Below are 18,768 nucleotides of genomic sequence, written 5' to 3' on the forward strand. Positions count from 1 at the left end.
GCCCTCATTCATCTTTTGTCGTTACCTGCATCACTGAAGCGTGCTGCCAGTACCACCATTGCCACGTGCCAGCTCAACTTCAGCCAGCGCAATGAGCGTATCCGCGCGCACTTTCAGATTCTCTGTTTCCAACAGAGCCTGCTTCTCTTTCGGTCCATAAGGACTCATCATGCACAACGCATTGACCAATACCTCGGTCGAGGCAGAATTGACGCTATCCCAGTCCGCTTCAAGGTCATTCACACTCAAATATTCTTTGAGCGTTGAAAGCAGCAGATCTCGATCGACATCATCTTCTCCGATACCGGTCGTCAAATCACCAGCAAAGCGGGTCGCATCAACGTGACCACGACGGAACGGGGCACGCTCTTCCAGTTCACCACGAAGCACAAAGCGAGAAACGCCAGACAACGTAATCAGATAGCGGCCATCGCCACTTTCCTGAAACCCTGTAATGCGCCCCATACAGCCAACAGTGCAAAGTTTTGGCCTACCGGCCAATTCATCATCACTGGTTTCAAACTGCGGCTGAATTACCCCAATCATGCGATCAGTACGCAAAGCACTGTCGATCATCGACGTATAGCGCGGCTCAAAAACATTGAGAGGCATGTGGGAGCGCGGGAGCAAGATAGCTCCCGGCAAAACAAACAACGGCACAACCTGCGGCAGATCATCCAGACCTGCGTAGGTCGCATTTCCAACAGTCATCGAGGCCACTTAAGTGCTCTCCGCTCTTATCATTAGGCCTAGATTACGAGAATAAAATTGAGGAGAGTTTACGGCGACCATAAGCAGAACCTGCATCTTTGAAGCCCCAGGCTTCAAAAAACTGCAGCAACTGCTTGCGCGCGCCATCTTCATTCCACTCACGGTCACGGCGAATAATCTCAATCAGCTCATCAACAGCACCAGTTTTATCCCCTTTGCCACCCAAAGCGAGCGCAAGGTCAAAACGAGCCTGATGATCATCTGCATTGGCTTCTACACGCTCACGCAACTCTGCAAGGTCATCAAGCCCTTCAGATTGCTCAGCGAGTTCAAGCGCAGCCTTGGCTGCTGCAAAATGCTGGGAGTTCTGCTCATCTTCCGGAATCATATCGAGCATCTGTTTTGCATGGTCTTTCTCACCAAGCGCCAGATAGCACATAGCAAGCCCACACAACGCCTGCACGTTGCCAGCGTCGATAGAAAGCGCGCTACCGTAAAGCTGTGCAGCTTCTGGATACCCTTCAGCATCACGAAGCTCATCAGCCTTCTCAAGCATCACTTCCAGATCACTTGGACCAATGTTTACGCCAATACGATCGAGAAACTTTTTGATTTCACCTTCGGTCTGCACACCCATAAACCCGTCAACAGGCTGGCCACCTTTAAACGCAAACACTGCCGGGATCGACTGAACACCCATCTGACCGGCAACTTCCGGATAATCTTCGATGTTCATCTTCACCAGCTTGAGAGCACCATTCGCTTCCTTGACGACTTTCTCAAGCGTCGGCGTAAGCTGCTTACAAGGACCACACCAAGGCGCCCAGAAATCAACGAGGACCACCTGATTACGGGAGCCCTCAATTACGTCCTGCACAAAGGTTTGAGTGGTCGTATCAACAATCAAGTCAGCAGCATTGGCTGCCGGAGCTGCAGATGGAGATGCCGCGCCAGCCTGTGTGTTGGTCTGATAACCGCCGCCATATCCACCGCCAAGGGAGCCACCAAAGCTGCCACCTACGGAATAACCGGATCCACTCATTATTTTGACCCTTTACTGAACCGGGAGCTGCTCATACCAGCGCTCCTCATATCAAAATCTCTAACTGCTGCCTAAAATGGTCTTAGATGAGACCAATTACAATTGGCGATCACCCAGTTTTTATAGATCTTCAGTGACTTTCTGCGCCTCTGCAGAAACCGCAAGCACATTGGCATCATGCCCACATGCCTTGGCAAACACCATCAGACCTTCCGCTGAAATCGCCGTTGAAGCGTTATTTAGCAATGGATGGAAGTTCAGAACCTCCTGCTCCATCATATCTGCATCAAACACCACGGACACGCGTTGTGCTTCCCGATCATTGATCAGAGAGAACGGCGTGACGGACCCTGGAGTAACACCCAGCACCTCTTCAAGAAGATCAGCTTTGCCGAAAGAAACACGACCAGATGCACCAATGATGCTCGAAATCTTCTTGAGATCTATCGTAGCATCATGAAGGGCCACGACCAAAAAGAGATTACTCTTTTTGTCTTTAAGGAAGAGATTCTTGGTGTGCCCACCTGGAATACGCTCATGCAGATCAGCAGATTCAGCAACCGTAAAAACCGGTTCATGATCAATAGTAGAAACCGGAATGTTCAAGTCTTCCAAGAAAGATATCAGTTGTGAACGGCTTGCTGGCATGTAGAACGACCTCTCCCAAGTCTCTGAGGCAAACCAAGTGTTTGCCACATAAATGCTGCACCGTTTTAAGCCACCTATAGAAAAAGGCAAGCGGTCCATAAGAACCGCCTGCCTCTAGCAAACCGAGGGCGAATAGTTTGCTTAGTGAGCCGTCATGACTGACGGATCAGGGAGTGGTGTGGTGTTGGTCCGAACTGGCAGAATTGGGTACTCAACGCTTGGCTGTTCTCCGGTAAGGGTCTTCAGGAAAACAGTAATTGCATCAATATCTTCTTCACTCAGCTCAGCACCAAGCTGAGAGCTGGCCATAATAGAAACCGCCTGCTTCAAATCCCAAACCTTGCCAGAATGGAAGTAAGGAGCTGTCAGATCAATATTGCGGAGCGGTGAAGCACGGAAAACGTATTCTTCCTCGGCAGTTTGAGTAACAGCAAACCGGCCTTTGTCATTGACTGGAAGAATATCTGCACCCGGCTTTTCAACCACGCCGAATGGATAGTACCCCTCACCACCAATGTTCACACCGCCATGACAAGCGGCACACCCGGTATCCATAAACACCTGCAGTCCCTGCTTTTCCTGCGCATTGAGAGCATTTTCATTACCCTCAAGGAACAGATCAAACTTGGAAGCAGGCGTAATCAAAGTTGCCTCATACGCTTCAATTGCCTTCGCCATATTGTCGAAGTTCGCTGGTAACTCCTCACCTGGGAATGCTCTTGAAAACTGCTCAGTGTATCCCGGCATACTGTTCAGAACAGCTTCAACCCGCTCTGGCGTGCTAGCCATTTCAACACCAGCTTGCACCGGGCCTTTGGCTTGCTCTTTCAGATCCTCTGCACGACCATCCCAGAACTGGGCAAGGTTGAACACAGCATTCAACACGGTGGGTGCGTTACGAGGCCCCTTTTGCCATCCATGGCCGATGGATGTTTCCAGATTATCATCCCCACCCATGCCGAGATTGTGGCAACTGTTGCACGACAGCAATCCCGAAAGCGACAATCGCGGATCAAAGAAGAGCTGTCGCCCAAGATCAATTTTTTCGCGGGTAATCGTGTTGTCTTTAACACTGGGTACAGCGTGCGGGATCGGCTTGAAGTAAGAACGCGCCTCTTCCAGCAACTCAGATTGAGCAAAAGCTCCTCCCTGAACAGCCATGCTGAAAACAGATGCGCCAATCAATGTCTTAATTATTGCTCGCATGAAATCCTCCATCATCACGAGATAATGGAGTTTAGAATCACTACAAACAAAAGCACATTGATGCAACCGCTTGACATTTACTATGGTAATATCAAAAATTTCATCAGCTTAAAACGCAAAGTCATCATCTAATATATTGAGATATACAAAAAATACTTGAAATACGAATTCCACCGATACTTACTAATACTACAAATATCGAGAATTATAATCACAAGACATACACGAAGCGTCCCTCCATACACTTAGAATAACTCTAATATAGACAAAAAATTGAGAGCTTTGACCGCGTGCAACTTACGTTTCTCAAGGGCATGTACTTCACCCTCAAAACATTCTCTTAGAATATACTAATACACGACTGCGACATACTGCCCCCAATTACAAATTGTGATCTTGACGACGTCTGGATGTTGTTCTTAGCCACGCTCGCTAATGCTCATTCTGAATGTGATTAAAAAAATTCCTGATCTTATTGAGATATATGAGGGAACCTGTTTCTGTTTCATGCAGCCCATCCACGACCTCGGAGTAAATCACATAGGTTATTTTACTCGAGTGCAATTATTTCCACAACGATCAAACAACTCTAAAAAACCATCTATCTTATTGTTATATAATATTTTTTATGAGGAACTTCACGACCTCCACATCCACAAGCTCTGAGAAACCCCACAATGAATTTCAAATTCCTTGTTGCATTCACCCCGAGCTTTTGTCATATAGCTCCCACCTCACCGACGGGGCCGCAACAAACGGCTCTAGCGAAACAGATGCGGGCGTAGCTCAGGGGTAGAGCATAACCTTGCCAAGGTTAGGGTCGTGAGTTCGAATCTCATCGCCCGCTCCAGTTTCTCTAAGAAACTGAGTTTTCGCGAAGTTGGAATTTTTTGGATATGCGGGCGTAGCTCAGGGGTAGAGCATAACCTTGCCAAGGTTAGGGTCGGGCGTTCGAATCGCCTCGCCCGCTCCAAAAAAACAAAACAACCGCCGCAAGGCGGTTTTTTGTTATCTGCAGTTCTTCATTTCTATCAGAGCTTTAGGCGAACTATTCCTCTTCAAGCCAAGGAGGAAATGGTGTGTTCTCAGCAGACATAATATTCATGAACCGGGCCTGGAAATAATCCGTGCGTCCCAACACCGGCAGAAACTTTTGCCTGAACAGACGGATCGCTGTGTTGTTTGACGCTAAAAACCGTGTGCCGGTATCAACCGTCTTCAAAACTTCCGCAGCAACGGGTCGTCGATCCAACATATATTGATGCGTATGCCCGGTAGAAACTTGCCACGCCAGCCACGCAGCATCCTCAATCCCTAAGTTCATCCCTCTGCCTCCAAAGGGAGAGTGCACATGCGCAGCATCTCCCACCAGAAAGACCCGCCCTTTCTGATAGAGATTGGCCAATCGGTGAGAGATCCGGAAAGACGACTTCCAATTGACTTTGATAACTTTCAAAATCGGCGGCATAGTCTCAAGTGGATCAGAGTGATCGGCAACAATGCGCGCCCGTGTCGCAGAAAAGGGAATGACACCGAAGATATTTGGTGACCTGTCAAACATCGTCGGCCCATCCATCGTCAGCGTCGGTTCCAACTCCACATCTGCCAGCCCCCAATCTTGCGGATACGAACTGCCTGAAAAGGTGAACCCCATTTGCGAACGCACAATTGAGTGTGCACCATCTGCCCCAATCACCATGGGTGGGTGAAGTACCTCTTCGTCACCGCTACTGGTTTGTATAACTGCAGTGACGACCTCATCCTTCTGCTCTAGCTTGACGAGTTCACACTCCCGCTCGACCGGTATTCCCAGCTCTGTCAGATGTCGTTCAAGAACAGTTTCAGTCTCATATTGCGGCAGGGCCAGCATAAAATTATAAGGCCCATCTAAGTCTGAGAGATCAACTTCTAAAAGCTCATCACTTGGTCCACAAAAGTGGACATGATTCATCCGCCATCCCTTTTGCAGCAGTTTGTCTGCCACACCAGATGGCTGCAGGATTTGGAGGGTGCGGGGATTAATGGCAAGGGCACGAGATTGAGCGTGAGGGCGCGAGTTCTTATCAATGATACGAGGCGTAAAGCCGCGTCGCTTCAGCTCAATTGCGGCAGTCAACCCACTGGGCCCTGCCCCAACAATCAGAGTGCGTCCTCTTTGCATTACCATCCTACCGTACACAGGGCTTGTTGTTGCAAGCTTATGCAAAAGACGCTGTTGGAGCGTTGAACCAGTAAGGCGAACTTTAATCACTCTTGGAGGAGCTTGTTTGCCCTTCTTGACCTGGCTTTAAAATTGTCGTTTAGCTGCCTTCCAAGCTCTAAAGGATGGTATTCAATGACAACACCTTGCCCTTGCAAATCAGGAAGAGACTTTGAAATCTGTTGCCAGCCTTTTCTGGAAGGCAAGGCCCTACCCGAGACTGCAGAGCAGCTCATGCGCTCACGTTACAGCGCTTATGCCACAAAAAACATTGATTACCTGAAAGACACATTGTGGCCCCGCTACCAAAAAACCTTCAGTTCAATTGAGGTCGCAGAATATGCTGCCCAAACTCAATGGATAGGGCTTGAGATTCTGGGCACCGATAAGGGGCAACTAGGTGATGCAAAAGGCAGCGTCCTCTTCTGCGCCAAATACCTCGCCCATGGCCAAGTCGGAGAACAGAGAGAACTGAGCCTCTTCAAAAAACGCAAGGGCCGCTGGTATTATGTTGAACCGATGGCAGAAGGCAGCCGCCTCTAAACCTCACAGCCTGATCCAAAATCGACTGAGCGTAAAAACAGTCTTGCTGCGAGAGCAACAGTCAACTTCTCTGCGCCTTACATCAGTAACAACCATATCACGATGCAGATAAGGCTTTACCTCCCCCTACAAGCAAGTTCCGATCCTCACCCAGGTCGGCAAACTTCTCCGTGAAAGTCTAAAAGCAGAGATCTCAGACTTATCATTCACCGACTGCACACAAGCCCTTTTCAGCTCATCATACCAATGATTGAACCTAACCTGAGGCTTACCAAGATATTTTGCATCAGCTAGCAGCATAAGATGCCAACACAAGAAAACATCGTTTCCATATATTCCTGCGATACTCCCGGTATGTCAGCACGAGTTTCCCACATCTTTAAGTTGCTTCATTAACAATCACATTCCGTAGGGAAAAGGCGCCTTCGCGTAACGGGTTAGCGGAACGCCGATAAGGTTCAGACAAGCCTCGTTACATCCAAACTTATTAAAATTAGAAAAAAAACTATTTCAAACTATCGGTACATATGTGTATGTCACACAAATATGAGTATCGATCAGGAAACATCTAAATGAACGTAGTTCACGCAAACAGAATGGAGTTTATGAAGTGGAGATCACTAATACAAAACACACCTAATACTGTAGGATCCGGATGTGAAATTTATGAATCTACTAAGGAGCTACACTTAAACGATGGATCTTTAGTCCTAATTAGCAAGCCCAATCAAGATTGCACAACACTATTACAAAGTTTTTCTAAAAAAAACCTATCAGAAATCCAGTACTTACAGTTCCGCGCCTACAAACTCGTTGAACCTGGCTTTGCAGGACGGCGATATTGGGCTGTTAAAGTCATCGCAGGAAAGCACCCTAAGAACCCTGGGTTACGGTTGTTGGTCGTTGGCTGGATCAAGGGCACAACCATGAAACGAGCCTTCAACGAAATCAAAAAAGTACTAAAAGGCGACGTCCAAATTTGCGAAGACCCGCGTCTATAAGAACAGCAACCGACAAAGCTGTGACGCTCATATGAAGGCGCTGACATTGAAGGCGATCAGATTATGATCAACCTGCGTCAGCCTTTTCCTTTCAACTGTTTGGCTGGCAGTCCAGCGACAAAACTCATACAGAGCGAAATCCATTCTCTAAGCGCCGCCTGATCACACACCTCAGCAGCCACAAACACCAATCCCCCCATTCGGCGACCACCAAGCTCAACAATCTCAGCCCCCTCTCGGCCGAGCGCTTCAGCCTCATTGTCTTTTCCAACACGAAACATGAAGCGAGCCTCTTCACTCTTAATACGATGCGCCCCGGCCAGCATGTTTCCATCCAGAAAAAAGCACAGGCCACCCATCATCCACTTCTCCGAAATCCCCATAATGCCTTCCAACTCCTCACGAAGCCGATCACCAAGTTCCTCATCATAAGCCACTAGATTTCTACTCCTGAATAACGACTTGGCTCATCCCTAAAATATTAAGCAGTCAGATCCTCTCACTCCATAAATACCCCCTTTTTCAGCGAAGAGGATAAGTAGCTTAGTGAAAGTTTCGACCTTTCGGCAAAGTACGTCGCACTTTTTGCGCAAGTTCAGCATAATCTTTTGCCACTTCAGGCACTTCCCGCACCAGCTCCGCCAAACCTCGTCCAGGTTGGATTTTCGCAGCAAGCTCAATCACTGGACGACGAACTTCATCTGCATGAGCAAGGCCAGCATCGTCAAACTTTGCAGCTGAAAGTTGCCCAAGCAAATCTGTCATGTCTTCTAGATGCTCCGCGACTACATGAATGACGCCTTCTGAATTTTGAAGTCGGCCCGTGACTTTTATAAATCGCGTTCCCAATATTAATGCACGATACTTCTCAAAACATTTAGGCCAGACAATCACATTAGCAATGCCGCTCTCATCCTCCAGCGTCATGAAGGTCACTCCTTTCGCTGATCCCGGACGCTGTCGCACAAGAACGAGCCCAGCTACAGAAACCTTGCATCCAGCACGTAAATCTTTCAATTCATCGCACAAAATAACGCAAGACTGCACAAGCGACTTCCGTACGAAACCGACCGGATGACCTTTTAAGGAGAGCGTAAGGCTTTGATAGTCAGCCATAACGTGCTCTCCCAGCAGCATCGGCGGCAAATGAACATCGGGTTCCAGCCGCAATTCATGCAGGTCGGCACGATCAAAAAGAGGCAATCTTTCAGCTGCTCCACCAGCTTCTAGCCCTTGCGCAGCCCACAGAGCATCTCGTCGATCCAAGCCCAACGACCGAAACGCATCCGCCTCAGCAAGCTTGGCAATGACGGAACGCGACAAATCAGTCCTCAACCAGAGATCTCGCACAGAATCATATCCACGACCTCGTGCAGCTACAAGCTTCTTCATATCAGCTTCGGCTAAGCCTTTGACATTTCTAAAACCTAACCGCACTGCGTGATCAGATTTAATAGTGCCCTGCATCTCTTTATGTCGCGGATGCAAACGCCTCCATGCCTGCACATCAGGCTCCAAAACAACATCCCAGTCAGAGAGATTGACATCCACCTCACGCACATCGACACCATGCTCACGTGCATCTCGCACCAATTGTGCCGGGGCATAAAATCCCAATGGTTGAGAATTAAGCAGGGCAGCACAAAACACATCAGGATATCGCGCTTTTAACCAGCAAGAGGCATAAACCAGCAGCGCAAAGCTGGCCGCATGGCTCTCAGGAAAACCATATTCACCAAATCCCTCAATCTGTTTAAAACATCGTTCTGCAAAATCTTTTTCATAGCCTCGAGCAACCATTCCATCGACCATCTTGTCTTGAAACGTCTGAATAGTTCCGACACGGCGGAATGTTGCCATAGCGCGTCGCAAGCGATCTGCTTCCCCTGGGGTAAATCCAGCAGCAACGATAGCAATTTTCATTGCCTGCTCTTGAAACAACGGAACTCCAAGTGTCTTATCTAATACATCTCGTAGCTCTTCCTTGGGGTAGTTAACTGCTTCTTTCTTTTGCCTTCGCCGCAAATATGGATGCACCATATCACCCTGAATTGGGCCAGGTCGTACAATTGCAACCTCGATTACCAGATCATAAAACGAACGCGGCCTTAACCTAGGTAACATGCTCATTTGAGCCCGGCTCTCAATCTGAAATACCCCTAGGGTATCTGCTCGACAAATCATATCATAAACATCTGTCTCTTCAGGAGGGAGAGTCGCTATTGTTAGATCTCGATTATATTTTTCCTTCAATAAATCCAGTGCCTTACGGATAGCAGTCAACATTCCAAGAGCGAGCACATCAATCTTCAAAAGTCTAAGAGCTTCAAGATCATCCTTATCCCATTCAATGGTAGTCCGATCTTCCATTGCCGCATTCATCACCGGAACGACCTCATCCAACCGCCCGTGAGTAATAACAAAGCCACCAACATGCTGAGAAAGATGACGCGGAAAACCAATCAATTCTTTGGCATATTTAAGCACTTGAGCAACAACGGCTTCTTGAGGATCGAGACCAGCCTCACGCACTTGCTCTTCTTTACCGCCCCCAGATGAGCGTCCCCAGATCGTGCCGGACAAAGTTCCTGCCACATCCTCTGACAAGCCAAAAACCTTAGCGACTTCCCGTAAAGCAGAACGAGATCGGTATGTAATCACAGTCGCTGCAAGCCCTGCTCGCTCTCTCCCATATTTCTGATAAATATATTGAATGACCTCTTCGCGTCGCTCATGCTCAAAATCAACGTCAATATCAGGAGGCTCTCTACGTTCCGGAGAGATAAATCGTTCAAATAATAAGCCAGCTCGCTTAGGATCGACCTCTGTAATTCCAATGCAAAAGCACACCACAGAATTTGCTGCCGAACCTCGCCCTTGACATAAGATACCCCTAGAGCGAGCAAACTCTACAATATCATGAACTGTCAGAAAATATGGGGCATAATCAAGATCATCGATCAAGTTCAGCTCATAATCGATTGACTCTCTTATACTTTTAGGAATGCCATCAGGATATCGCTTCTGCGCACCTTCCTCCGCTAAGCGCGCAAGTTCTCCTTGAGAAGATAATCCTGAAGCTATTTCTTCCTTGGGGTAGTCATATCGCAACTCTGAAAGACTAAAATCTATCTCATCTAGAATTCTCGAAGACTCCGTTAGAGCTTCAGGACAATCCTGAAACAAATATGTCATCTCCTCATAAGTTTTCAGATATCTCTCAGCGTTAGATTCTAATTTTTGACCAGCACTCCCCAGCGTTTCGTGCAGGCGAATACAGCTCACAATGTCTTGTAATGGACGTCGGTCAGCTTCATGGTAAAGTACATCATTCACTGCAAGAATGTGGATGTTACATTCATTAGCAAGCTCCATCATTTGCAACAAAAACCGCCTATCACTCGCACCGTATGTCAATGCAACGGCGAGACGAACCTGTTCCCCGAAAACAGAGAATAATGCTTTCAATACTGCTCTAAGCTTCAAAAGATTGGCTTCATTTTTCAGCTGTTTCACAATAGGAGCAATAACAAAACCCGCTCCCTGAGCCAGAAGATCCTCAAGGCGCAAATAACATTCTCCCTTCGGAGCTCTGCGTTTGCCGACAGTCAGCAATTTAGTCAGACGGCCGTAAGCTTGACGATCAACTGGCCAACACAGAATTTCAGGAGAGCCATCAACAAAACACAGGCGCACTCCGGTAACCATACGAAGTTTTGCAGTATCAGCAGCCACATGAGCCCGCACAACACCAGCCAATGAGTTACGGTCACACACACCAAGAGCTGTTAAGCCTATATTTTTAGCGGTAAAAACAAGCTCTTCAGGTTGTGAGGCACCTCGTAGAAATGAAAAATTCGTCACGCAGCAAAGCTCCGCATATCCGGAACTGCGCATCAAGGGAGATCTCATGATGACACCATATAAAGTTAGCTTCAAAAGATGACAGTTCAACAGCCTCACATCTCAGGCATACAAACCTTGTAGATACCAGCGAGGTACTTCATTCTGCTCGCCATACAAACCTTCTCTGTAAAGCCAGAAACGACGACCTTCTCGATCTTCGACGCGATAGTAATCACGAATGCCTGCTTCACTACGCCACCAAGGAGGAGCAATCCTTTGCGGTCCTTCACTCTGAGAAATTTCATAGGAAGCTTTACGCCAACGAAAGCGCAATGGAGGGCCTTCTGGAACCATAGCAACAGCCTCGACAGGCTCCCGATGAGGCAACATCCTCAAAGGATGCTCTAGCGGAACGTCACTATTCGAGTCATTTTCAGCTTCAGCCCAATAAAGAGCACTTTCACAGACGGTAGCCGCAGGTACCAAGGCGCTTTGCACCTCAGGCAAGTGTTCGTTGCATGGTAAGAAACAGCTAACTTGAGTTATGCCCAAACGCGCACTAAGTCGATCAACTAACTCAGCAAGATCATCGTCTTGATTACTTCGGCCTTCTAAATTCAGTTGTGCGGCAGAACATGATTGGGCTTCCAAGACACTCAATCGAATAAGATCATAACCAAATCCGGCATCTAACTCATCACCAACCGTCTTCAGTTTTTCTTTAAAAAGGCGCAGAATAAGAGCAGGTGCACGTATCGGACCACTTGTTCCAACAGAAAGACGGTTTACGACACCATCTACTCGAAACAACACCAGCTCAAAGGCCCGTCCTCCTTCTTCACGCTTCTCTAAGGCCTTCTGCAGGTTCTCTGAGAGTGACTGAATAACGGCAATGACATTGTCTTCCTGTCCAATCGGCTCCAAAAGCCGTCTTTCAACAACAAGGTCCGGCGTAAAGAGCCTGGGAGAGATTGGCTCCCCTTCCATCCCCAGAGCTTGATCTAATCGCTTAACCAAGTCTGTACCAAAACGACTTGCTAAAGGCGCTCGCGGCCTGCCTAATAAATCACCAATTACAGTTAAACCTACACGTGAAAGAGCAGCCACAACACTTTCTTCCACTCTTAACAACTCAACACTCAGAGTTTCCAAAGCATTCCGTTGTCCTCCAGGCTCGATAACACCTCCCCCATTTCTGGCAATAGCCCATGCAACGCCAACAGTATCAGCAATTGCGCCAGACACAGTAAAGCCTTTTACTCTCAGTCTACTAAAGCAATCTTCGAGCATTGCCTCTTCTCCATTGAAGAGATGGGAGCAGCCGGAAATGTCTAGCAACAACGTATCTGGATCAGTAGTAGCCACGAATGGCGTATAGCGATCACACCAGTCAGCCAATGCTGATAGTAACGCTTCATTCGCTTCTGGAATATCCTCTTCACATTGCACATCGGAAACACGCGCCCTCGCATCACTAAGCGCCTCTCCCACAGACAAACCAGCCTGCGCCGCTGCAATATTCACGCAGCTCAGCCGGTAACCATTTTTAATTTTGTGGTAAGCGACAATTGGCTTAGCTGCATGTTCGCAAAGCCATAACTCGCCTATCTCTCTCCGACAAATTCGGTCTGTTGCTAATTCGGCGAACCACAGGCATAGAATACGTTGACGCTTCATTAAAACAGCGTTTTGCATGGTTCCACTCCAAGTCACAGAAGCCTAATTGGCCATCTCTGTTTTTCTCCAAGGTCACCCGCCAGCCTGGATTACCAACAAAAGCACGAGAAGGCATAACCTTCCGAGCACGAACTGCCCCTGAGAAACGAGAGGCTATAGGCGCAATATGCCAACGACTTAAAGCAGCACTTGGGTCAGCTTGGGCACCATGCCGCACCCAAAACACAGGCACGCCAGTTTGTTCTGCACGTAGAACCAACCTCCGCGTAACCGTCAGATCAAAACTCCTAAAAGAACCTGCAACCTCTCCAACCACAGCACACAGCGTTGAGCACTGCGCCCCTTCTTCCATCGCCCATAAAACTTCTTCAGTTTTTCTGGGGCGCACAAAGACAATACGAGCTGGGTCAACACCAAATTGAGCAAGTCCCGGAGCGTGTGGAATACCAGTTTCTCGTTGAACAGCCCTATCAATAACCCACAGCACAGCACCATCTCTTTGCCTGCTCATCAAACTCAGGAGAGCACACAAAAAACCGGATAATGCCCCGGAAAGTCTCATTTCACTGGCATAAAATTCATGCAATGAAGCGCACTGAAGACCTTTTCTTCCAAATAATCCATCCAACTTAGGAATGCCTAGTAAAATTCTCTGAGCAGTTACATCATTTTGAATAGCGTGCGCGTTCAGCACCTCACCAAGAGGAGCCGGTCCCTGCTCAGTTTGGGCGGATGCAGGGACCGGCGCAAGCTGCACGGTAGAAGGGAGGCGTCCCTCTAACACCGCGAGGCGGTGGCGCAGCTCTGCAATTTGCGATGTTTTCGCGTTCATATCACTCTCGGTAAATTTCATTTTGTTCTCTATATGTTCTAATATTGATTCCGTCAAATCGCACAGGAGTCAAGCATCAAAAACTGCGAGAGTATCAGAACAAAAGCTTCTGAGCCTTCAAGGCCCAGCTAAGCCTCTGTTTTAACTCAAGGACCAATCAACACGACAACACCACAAAACAGCATTCCGAAAATATTAATTTTCATACTAGTAATAATTGACCAGAAATAATTAAGGCGTATCGCGTGCAAGAACTCCTCCTCAAATGGTCAGCAGTGCTTTTACCTCGCAGCACTCATGCAAAACTGCTGCCGCTTCTTGGAAAAATACTCGGCACTCTCTTCAGCAAAGGCGAGGCTGGAGGAGCACGACGCTCAGCATTGATCGTTTTTGCCTTACGCATCGGGAGCGCAGCACTCGCCTACATCATGCAGGTCTTTCTGGCTCGTTGGATGGGCGCCTCTGAATACGGCATCTTCATTGTTGTCTGGACGGTCGTCATCATACTGAGCGTATTTTCAGGGCTCGGGTTTTCTGTTTCCCTTCTGCGTTTCATTCCAGAGTATCTGGAGAAGAAGCAACACGAGCTTCTCAATGGCTTGCTCTTCAGTGCCCGTTTCCTTGTATTGCTCAGCTCAACAACCATTGCAGTAATCAGTGTAGCCATTGCCTGGGCCTTCTCTGATTTCATTGGCAACGCATACATCCTGCCGCTTTACCTCATCGCAATCTGCCTGCCCATGCACACCTACACCGGTATGCTGGAAGGCATTGCCCGTGCGCAAGACTGGCAACTCAAAGCAATGCTGCCAGATTTTATTGGCCGCCCCCTTCTAGTGCTCGCATTCATGTTGATCGCGCTGTTGCTGGGCTATCCGCCAACAGCCGTCACAGCTTGCATCGTCACCATCGCAGCCGTCTGGACCATCACCTTCGTTCAGACGATCATGATGGAAGTTTCGCTGAACAAAGTCCGCCATCCTACTCCACGTAGACTTCAGATAAAGTCATGGCTGCTTGTGTCAGTTCCCATGCTGGCAGTTGATGGCTTCTTCCAACTCATCACCAGCTCTGATGTCATCTTAATCGGCCTCTGGCTCCCACCAGATCAAGTCGGCATTTATTTTGCTGCATCACGCACCCTCGCACTGATGCATTTTGTTTATTACGCAGTACGCGCAGCAAGCGCACCACGCATGGCACGTCTTTACCACTCTGGTGACAGAGATGGTCTCAAGGATTTCGTGGCAAGTGCTGCTAAAATGACCTTCTGGCCGACACTACTCATGGGCGGCTTTGTCATGGCAGTCGGACCATTCCTCCTCTCATTGTTTGGAGAGGATTTTGCTCAAGGTACACCAATCCTCTACATCCTTGTCATTGGTGTATTAGCCCGTGCATCCGTTGGTCCGGTTGACGCATTGCTGACCCTCTCAGGGCACCAAAACACCTGCGCCAAGATCTATGCCAGTGTCTTTGTCGTAAACCTCATTCTCAACACAGCACTTATTCCAGCCTTCGGCCTGTATGGAGCTGCTCTGGCGACCACATCAGTCATCTTTTTTGAAGCATGCATTCTTTATCGCAGCGCCTACAAGCGCCTTGGCCTGCACACATTCATATTGCCATTGAAGAGACGGGAAACTCCAGTCAATGAAGCAGGATAGCACCACGATTAAACTGCTGACACCCGGCAAAGACAAAACAGCGGAACACCTGTGGCGACAACTGTCTCAACAGGCACTGCAGCCCAACCCGTTCTTCTCCAGCAGCTTCGTGAGTGCATTCAACGCACACAAGGCAAACGGCTCAATCAAGCTGTTATTGGCACTCGATCCTTCCGGCACAAAAGCGCTCGCGGCACTGCCGGTCATAAGGGTAAGACGCGGCCTACTCTTCAAGCTGCCAAGCACTTTAGCAGGCGATTATGGGCCACTCGGCACTCTGCTGCTTTCTGAGGAAGCGACGCCAGCAACACTCAACAAACTGCTCGAAACCGCCTGTAACTTAAGCTGGACTAAGACGCTAATTCTCCCTTTCCATGGAAGCGATGGCCCCACCTATGAATGCCTTGAGCGCGCGCTTAAAGCCCACGGATGGGATAAACAAGTTACTTCTAAAGAAGATCGCGCCTTCCAACTATCTGGCAGTGAAGGTCGCGCCGACTTTGACGCTCTCAAAAAACGGTCCTCATGGAAAGGTGCCTTTAAAAACCAGCGCCGGCTGGAAAAAGAAGGATCTCTTTCCTTTAGTATGCTGGAAACTTCAGAGGACATTCAGGCAGGCCTTGAAGACTTTCTGAAACTCGAGGCAGCTGGCTGGAAAGGCAAGCAAGGCACGGCACTCCTTTCCAGAGCGTCTGATGCCGCTTTCACGCGTGAGCTGGTATCAAAGTCAGGCGAAGCAGATAACATTCGCATTGGTCAGTTGTGGCTCGACGATAAGCTGATTGCGACCAACATCCTGCTCCGCAAGCAAGGCCGCATATTTGGCTGGAAAACAACCTTCGACGAGAACCTCGCAAAATTCTCACCCGGTCAACTGCTCATCTATTTCAGCACCCAAAAACTCCTCGATGACCCTGAGTTCTCAGGTGCTGATTCCCTCTCGACACCAGACAATGAGATGGCAAACAAGGCCTGGACCTCAAGGTTCCCATATGCCACGGTTTTTATTGGCAAAGGTTCAATAGCGCGCTTTGCAATGTGGGAGGCGCAAGCAGGTGCTCGTGCAAAGTCGGCATTAAAGAGCAAAATAAAGAAATTGCTTGGTCGAAAATAGCAATCTAACTTTCAACCAATTCAGCTTCTTCCTGCGCTCTATTCCGTAAAATCCGGCGAATAACCTTTCCGCTGGTCGTCAAAGGCATTTCAGAGACAAACTCAATTTCCCGCGGATATTCATGAGCAGAAAGACTCACGCGCACATATTGGCGAATATCATCAACCAAGCCCTCACTTGGTTCGAAGCCATCTTTCAGCACAACATAAGCCTTTACGATCTCCGTCCGCACGGGATCAGGTTTGCCGACCACAGCAGCCAATCCAACCGCCTCATGCTTGATCAGACAATCCTCAATCTCAGTTGGCCCAATGCGATAACCAGCTGAAGTAATGACATCATCATTGCGACCGACGAAGTGGACATATCCATCCATATCAACAACACCTTGGTCACCTGTCAGCATCCAATCACCAAGGAATTTGCTCTGATCTGCCTCAGGCTTTCGCCAATACCCCAGGAACATAACAGGCGTACCACGACGAACTGCAATCTCGCCTTGCTCTTCTCGTTCGCAAACAGATCCATCTGGTCGGATAACAGCAACGTCATGCCCAGGTACAGCTTTGCCAATTGCCCCGGCACGGGAAACTCCCATCCCTACTCCTGACCCGAGCACGAGATTACATTCCGTCTGTCCAAACATCTCGTTTGGCGCAACACCGAGCGCTTCGTGGCACCAGGCAAATGCTTCACGCCCCAATGCCTCACCTGCCGAACAAACAGAGCGTAACCGAAGTTTTTCAGAATACTTACGATGATCAACACTGCGCATCATCTTGAGTGCGGTGGGCGGAATGAACGCGTTGCGAACACCATGCCGAGCCATCAAGTCAAATGCACCTTCCGGATCAAACTTGTCGATCCGGGCAGTCACCACAGGCACACCAAACTTCAGCGAAGGCAGCAGTGCATTCAGCAAACCACCCGCCCAGGCCCAATCAGCCGGAGTCCAGAATACATCGCCAGCCTGCGGCAACATCTCATGTGCCATTTGTATGCCCGGCAAATGCCCAAACAACACACGGTGCGCCAGCAGCGCTCCTTTAGGCTGCCCTGTTGTGCCTGAGGTATAAACCATCAAAGCTGGATCATCAGGGCCTGTCGCATAGCTCTCAAAGCTGTCAGAGCCTTGCTCAAGCAAGCTCCAGAAGCCAAGAGCTCCATCTCCTGCACCATCGACACAAATAACATGCTCAAGAAGCGGGAGTTGCTCACGAAGTGTAGAAAGTTTCTCAAGTCCAGCCTGATTGGTAATCACCGCTTTCGCACCAGCGTTCTCCAGCCGGTATCGTAGCGCATCTGGACCAAACAAAGCAGCCAATGGAACTGCGATAGCTCCGAGCCGATAAATCGCAAGATGAGAGATAGCAGTTTCAGGTGCTTGAGGCAGTAACAAAGCTACGCGGTCGCGCGGGGCTACACCCAAAGACTGCAGCGAGTTTGCAAGCTGGCAGGAATTTCCTTTGAGCTGACCATAGCTCCACGCTTCAACACCGCCGGAAGACAGCACATGCAGCAAAGCTGTGCGCTTAGGCTCAATATCCGCCCAACGATCACAAGCATCATGCGCAATGTTATAGCGCGCAGGAATACTCCAGCGAAACTCAGCTCGCAATTCCTCGTATGAAGTCAGTGGTGGCAGCACACCAGAAATCCCCTAAACCCAAATTCATTAGTGAAGAGAGTTTATCGCTGCAGCGCACAACGAGATACTGGCCTTTGGTCGCTCTTTTAGCCTCCAAAGGAAAGTGGGTTAACGCGGTCCAGCTACAACAAGGCTCCAGAAAACCTTGTATTTTGACCGAGGCGCATAAGCCGTCGCAACACCAATACGCGTACCATTTGCATCCAGCATCACTGCATTATGTTTTGGCGAGTCACGCCAGCCAGAAAAGGCTTCGGCCCATCGACGATAACCAGCACTGAGATTGCCCACCGCATGAGCATCGCCCTGCCCAGCCCCCTTCATCAAGACGGCGAGCTTAAGATCACCCTTGCGCGCAGCGTTGACATCCTCTGCACGGGCCATTCCATCTGCCTGTGCCTGAGCAACGCGCATCAAAGCTGGATCAACCGTAACCGGCGATAAATCTGACTGAGAACGATAGCTGGAGATCATTGAAGCCACAACACTCGCATCAATCTGCGCAGAGTGGCTCTCTAAGTTCTGATAGTAGCTTGGCGTTTCATCAGGGCTGACACAACCAGTGAGCATCAATCCAACAGCAAGAACCAGAGCAATACTCCCACCACGAAACGTCTTCATACAAAATCACTT

Annotated in this window: 15 protein-coding genes and 2 tRNA genes; 6 read left to right on the plus strand and 11 right to left on the minus strand. The window is 48.8% G+C overall.

The window, feature by feature from the left end; translation table 11 throughout:
* Positions 1-30: 30 nt before the first annotated feature.
* The 4 genes from PsAD46_RS00470 to PsAD46_RS00485 all read right to left on the minus strand — a co-directional run bounded on the left by PsAD46_RS00470 (position 31) and on the right by PsAD46_RS00485 (position 3,562).
* Positions 31-711 (minus strand): LON peptidase substrate-binding domain-containing protein, encoded by a 681-nt coding sequence (locus PsAD46_RS00470; protein WP_063291147.1) that lies wholly within the window; start codon positions 709-711, stop codon positions 31-33.
* A 43-nt stretch (positions 712-754) separates the two neighbouring features.
* Positions 755-1,753: a thioredoxin gene (trxA, locus tag PsAD46_RS00475; RefSeq protein WP_063291146.1), complete on the minus strand. Its 999-nt coding sequence runs from the start codon at positions 1,751-1,753 to the stop codon at positions 755-757.
* A gap of 120 nt (positions 1,754-1,873) precedes the next feature.
* Positions 1,874-2,401: a prolyl-tRNA synthetase associated domain-containing protein gene (locus PsAD46_RS00480; RefSeq protein WP_063305924.1), complete on the minus strand. Its 528-nt coding sequence runs from the start codon at positions 2,399-2,401 to the stop codon at positions 1,874-1,876.
* A gap of 141 nt (positions 2,402-2,542) precedes the next feature.
* On the minus strand, positions 2,543-3,562 hold the full coding sequence (locus tag PsAD46_RS00485) for a cytochrome-c peroxidase (RefSeq protein WP_244272059.1): 1,020 nt from the start codon (positions 3,560-3,562) through the stop codon (positions 2,543-2,545).
* An 820-nt stretch (positions 3,563-4,382) separates the two neighbouring features.
* On the opposite strand from PsAD46_RS00485, the gene PsAD46_RS00490 reads away from it, so the two are divergent.
* Positions 4,383-4,457: transfer RNA gene (locus PsAD46_RS00490), tRNA-Gly, on the plus strand.
* Between the two features lie 48 nt (positions 4,458-4,505).
* A tRNA-Gly gene (locus PsAD46_RS00495) sits at positions 4,506-4,580 on the plus strand.
* A 75-nt stretch (positions 4,581-4,655) separates the two neighbouring features.
* On the opposite strand, the gene PsAD46_RS00500 is transcribed toward PsAD46_RS00495, so the two are convergent.
* Positions 4,656-5,768: an FAD-dependent monooxygenase gene (locus PsAD46_RS00500; protein WP_063305925.1), complete on the minus strand. Its 1,113-nt coding sequence runs from the start codon at positions 5,766-5,768 to the stop codon at positions 4,656-4,658.
* 102 nt (positions 5,769-5,870) lie between these two features.
* On the opposite strand from PsAD46_RS00500, the gene PsAD46_RS00505 reads away from it, so the two are divergent.
* Positions 5,871-6,350 (plus strand): YchJ family metal-binding protein, encoded by a 480-nt coding sequence (locus tag PsAD46_RS00505; RefSeq protein ID WP_208981591.1) that lies wholly within the window; start codon positions 5,871-5,873, stop codon positions 6,348-6,350.
* Positions 6,351-6,922: 572 nt separating this feature from the next.
* Entirely contained in the window at positions 6,923-7,351 is a 429-nt protein-coding gene (locus tag PsAD46_RS00510) for a hypothetical protein (RefSeq protein WP_063291142.1), read from the plus strand.
* Between the two features lie 77 nt (positions 7,352-7,428).
* Here the strand turns inward: PsAD46_RS00510 and PsAD46_RS00515 are convergent, their stop codons facing one another.
* From PsAD46_RS00515 to PsAD46_RS28500, 4 genes are all read right to left on the minus strand, one after another.
* Positions 7,429-7,788, minus strand: a complete 360-nt coding sequence (locus PsAD46_RS00515) for a TfoX/Sxy family protein (protein ID WP_063291141.1) — start codon at positions 7,786-7,788, stop codon at positions 7,429-7,431.
* A 106-nt stretch (positions 7,789-7,894) separates the two neighbouring features.
* On the minus strand, positions 7,895-11,248 hold the full coding sequence (locus PsAD46_RS00520) for an error-prone DNA polymerase (protein WP_063305926.1): 3,354 nt from the start codon (positions 11,246-11,248) through the stop codon (positions 7,895-7,897).
* A gap of 69 nt (positions 11,249-11,317) precedes the next feature.
* Positions 11,318-12,874, minus strand: coding sequence for a DNA polymerase Y family protein (locus PsAD46_RS00525; protein ID WP_244272058.1), 1,557 nt, complete (start codon positions 12,872-12,874; stop codon positions 11,318-11,320).
* Positions 12,771-13,727: a hypothetical protein gene (locus PsAD46_RS28500; protein WP_063291139.1), complete on the minus strand. Its 957-nt coding sequence runs from the start codon at positions 13,725-13,727 to the stop codon at positions 12,771-12,773. Before PsAD46_RS28500 ends, PsAD46_RS00525 begins: the two co-directional genes overlap by 104 nt.
* A 224-nt stretch (positions 13,728-13,951) precedes the next feature.
* Between PsAD46_RS28500 and PsAD46_RS00535 the strand changes: the two genes are divergently transcribed.
* Both PsAD46_RS00535 and PsAD46_RS00540 read left to right on the plus strand, forming a co-directional pair.
* Positions 13,952-15,373, plus strand: coding sequence for an oligosaccharide flippase family protein (locus tag PsAD46_RS00535; protein ID WP_063291138.1), 1,422 nt, complete (start codon positions 13,952-13,954; stop codon positions 15,371-15,373).
* Positions 15,360-16,487, plus strand: a complete 1,128-nt coding sequence (locus tag PsAD46_RS00540) for a GNAT family N-acetyltransferase (RefSeq protein ID WP_063305927.1) — start codon at positions 15,360-15,362, stop codon at positions 16,485-16,487. Before PsAD46_RS00535 ends, PsAD46_RS00540 begins: the two co-directional genes overlap by 14 nt.
* Positions 16,488-16,491: 4 nt before the next feature.
* Here the strand turns inward: PsAD46_RS00540 and PsAD46_RS00545 are convergent, their stop codons facing one another.
* Positions 16,492-18,135: an AMP-binding protein gene (locus tag PsAD46_RS00545; RefSeq protein ID WP_063305928.1), complete on the minus strand. Its 1,644-nt coding sequence runs from the start codon at positions 18,133-18,135 to the stop codon at positions 16,492-16,494.
* A gap of 108 nt (positions 18,136-18,243) precedes the next feature.
* Positions 18,244-18,756, minus strand: a complete 513-nt coding sequence (locus PsAD46_RS00550; protein WP_063305929.1) for a CAP domain-containing protein — start codon at positions 18,754-18,756, stop codon at positions 18,244-18,246.
* Positions 18,757-18,768: the final 12 nt, after the last annotated feature.

This window comes from Pseudovibrio sp. Ad46, assembly GCF_001623065.1.
Lineage (GTDB): Bacteria > Pseudomonadota > Alphaproteobacteria > Rhizobiales > Stappiaceae > Pseudovibrio.

Excerpts from the sequence above, each read along its gene's own strand:
- PsAD46_RS00470 (WP_063291147.1), bottom strand. The coding sequence starts at position 711 with ATGACTGTTGGAAATGCGACCTACGCAGGTCTGGATGATCTGCCGCAG.
- trxA (WP_063291146.1), bottom strand. The coding sequence starts at position 1,753 with ATGAGTGGATCCGGTTATTCCGTAGGTGGCAGCTTTGGTGGCTCCCTT.
- PsAD46_RS00480 (WP_063305924.1), bottom strand. The coding sequence starts at position 2,401 with ATGCCAGCAAGCCGTTCACAACTGATATCTTTCTTGGAAGACTTGAAC.
- PsAD46_RS00485 (WP_244272059.1), bottom strand. The coding sequence starts at position 3,562 with ATGGCTGTTCAGGGAGGAGCTTTTGCTCAATCTGAGTTGCTGGAAGAG.
- PsAD46_RS00500 (WP_063305925.1), bottom strand. The coding sequence starts at position 5,768 with ATGCAAAGAGGACGCACTCTGATTGTTGGGGCAGGGCCCAGTGGGTTG.
- PsAD46_RS00510 (WP_063291142.1), top strand. The coding sequence starts at position 6,923 with ATGAACGTAGTTCACGCAAACAGAATGGAGTTTATGAAGTGGAGATCA.
- PsAD46_RS00520 (WP_063305926.1), bottom strand. The coding sequence starts at position 11,248 with ATGCGCAGTTCCGGATATGCGGAGCTTTGCTGCGTGACGAATTTTTCA.
- PsAD46_RS00525 (WP_244272058.1), bottom strand. The coding sequence starts at position 12,874 with ATGAAGCGTCAACGTATTCTATGCCTGTGGTTCGCCGAATTAGCAACA.
- PsAD46_RS28500 (WP_063291139.1), bottom strand. The coding sequence starts at position 13,727 with ATGAAATTTACCGAGAGTGATATGAACGCGAAAACATCGCAAATTGCA.
- PsAD46_RS00540 (WP_063305927.1), top strand. The coding sequence starts at position 15,360 with ATGAAGCAGGATAGCACCACGATTAAACTGCTGACACCCGGCAAAGAC.
- PsAD46_RS00550 (WP_063305929.1), bottom strand. The coding sequence starts at position 18,756 with ATGAAGACGTTTCGTGGTGGGAGTATTGCTCTGGTTCTTGCTGTTGGA.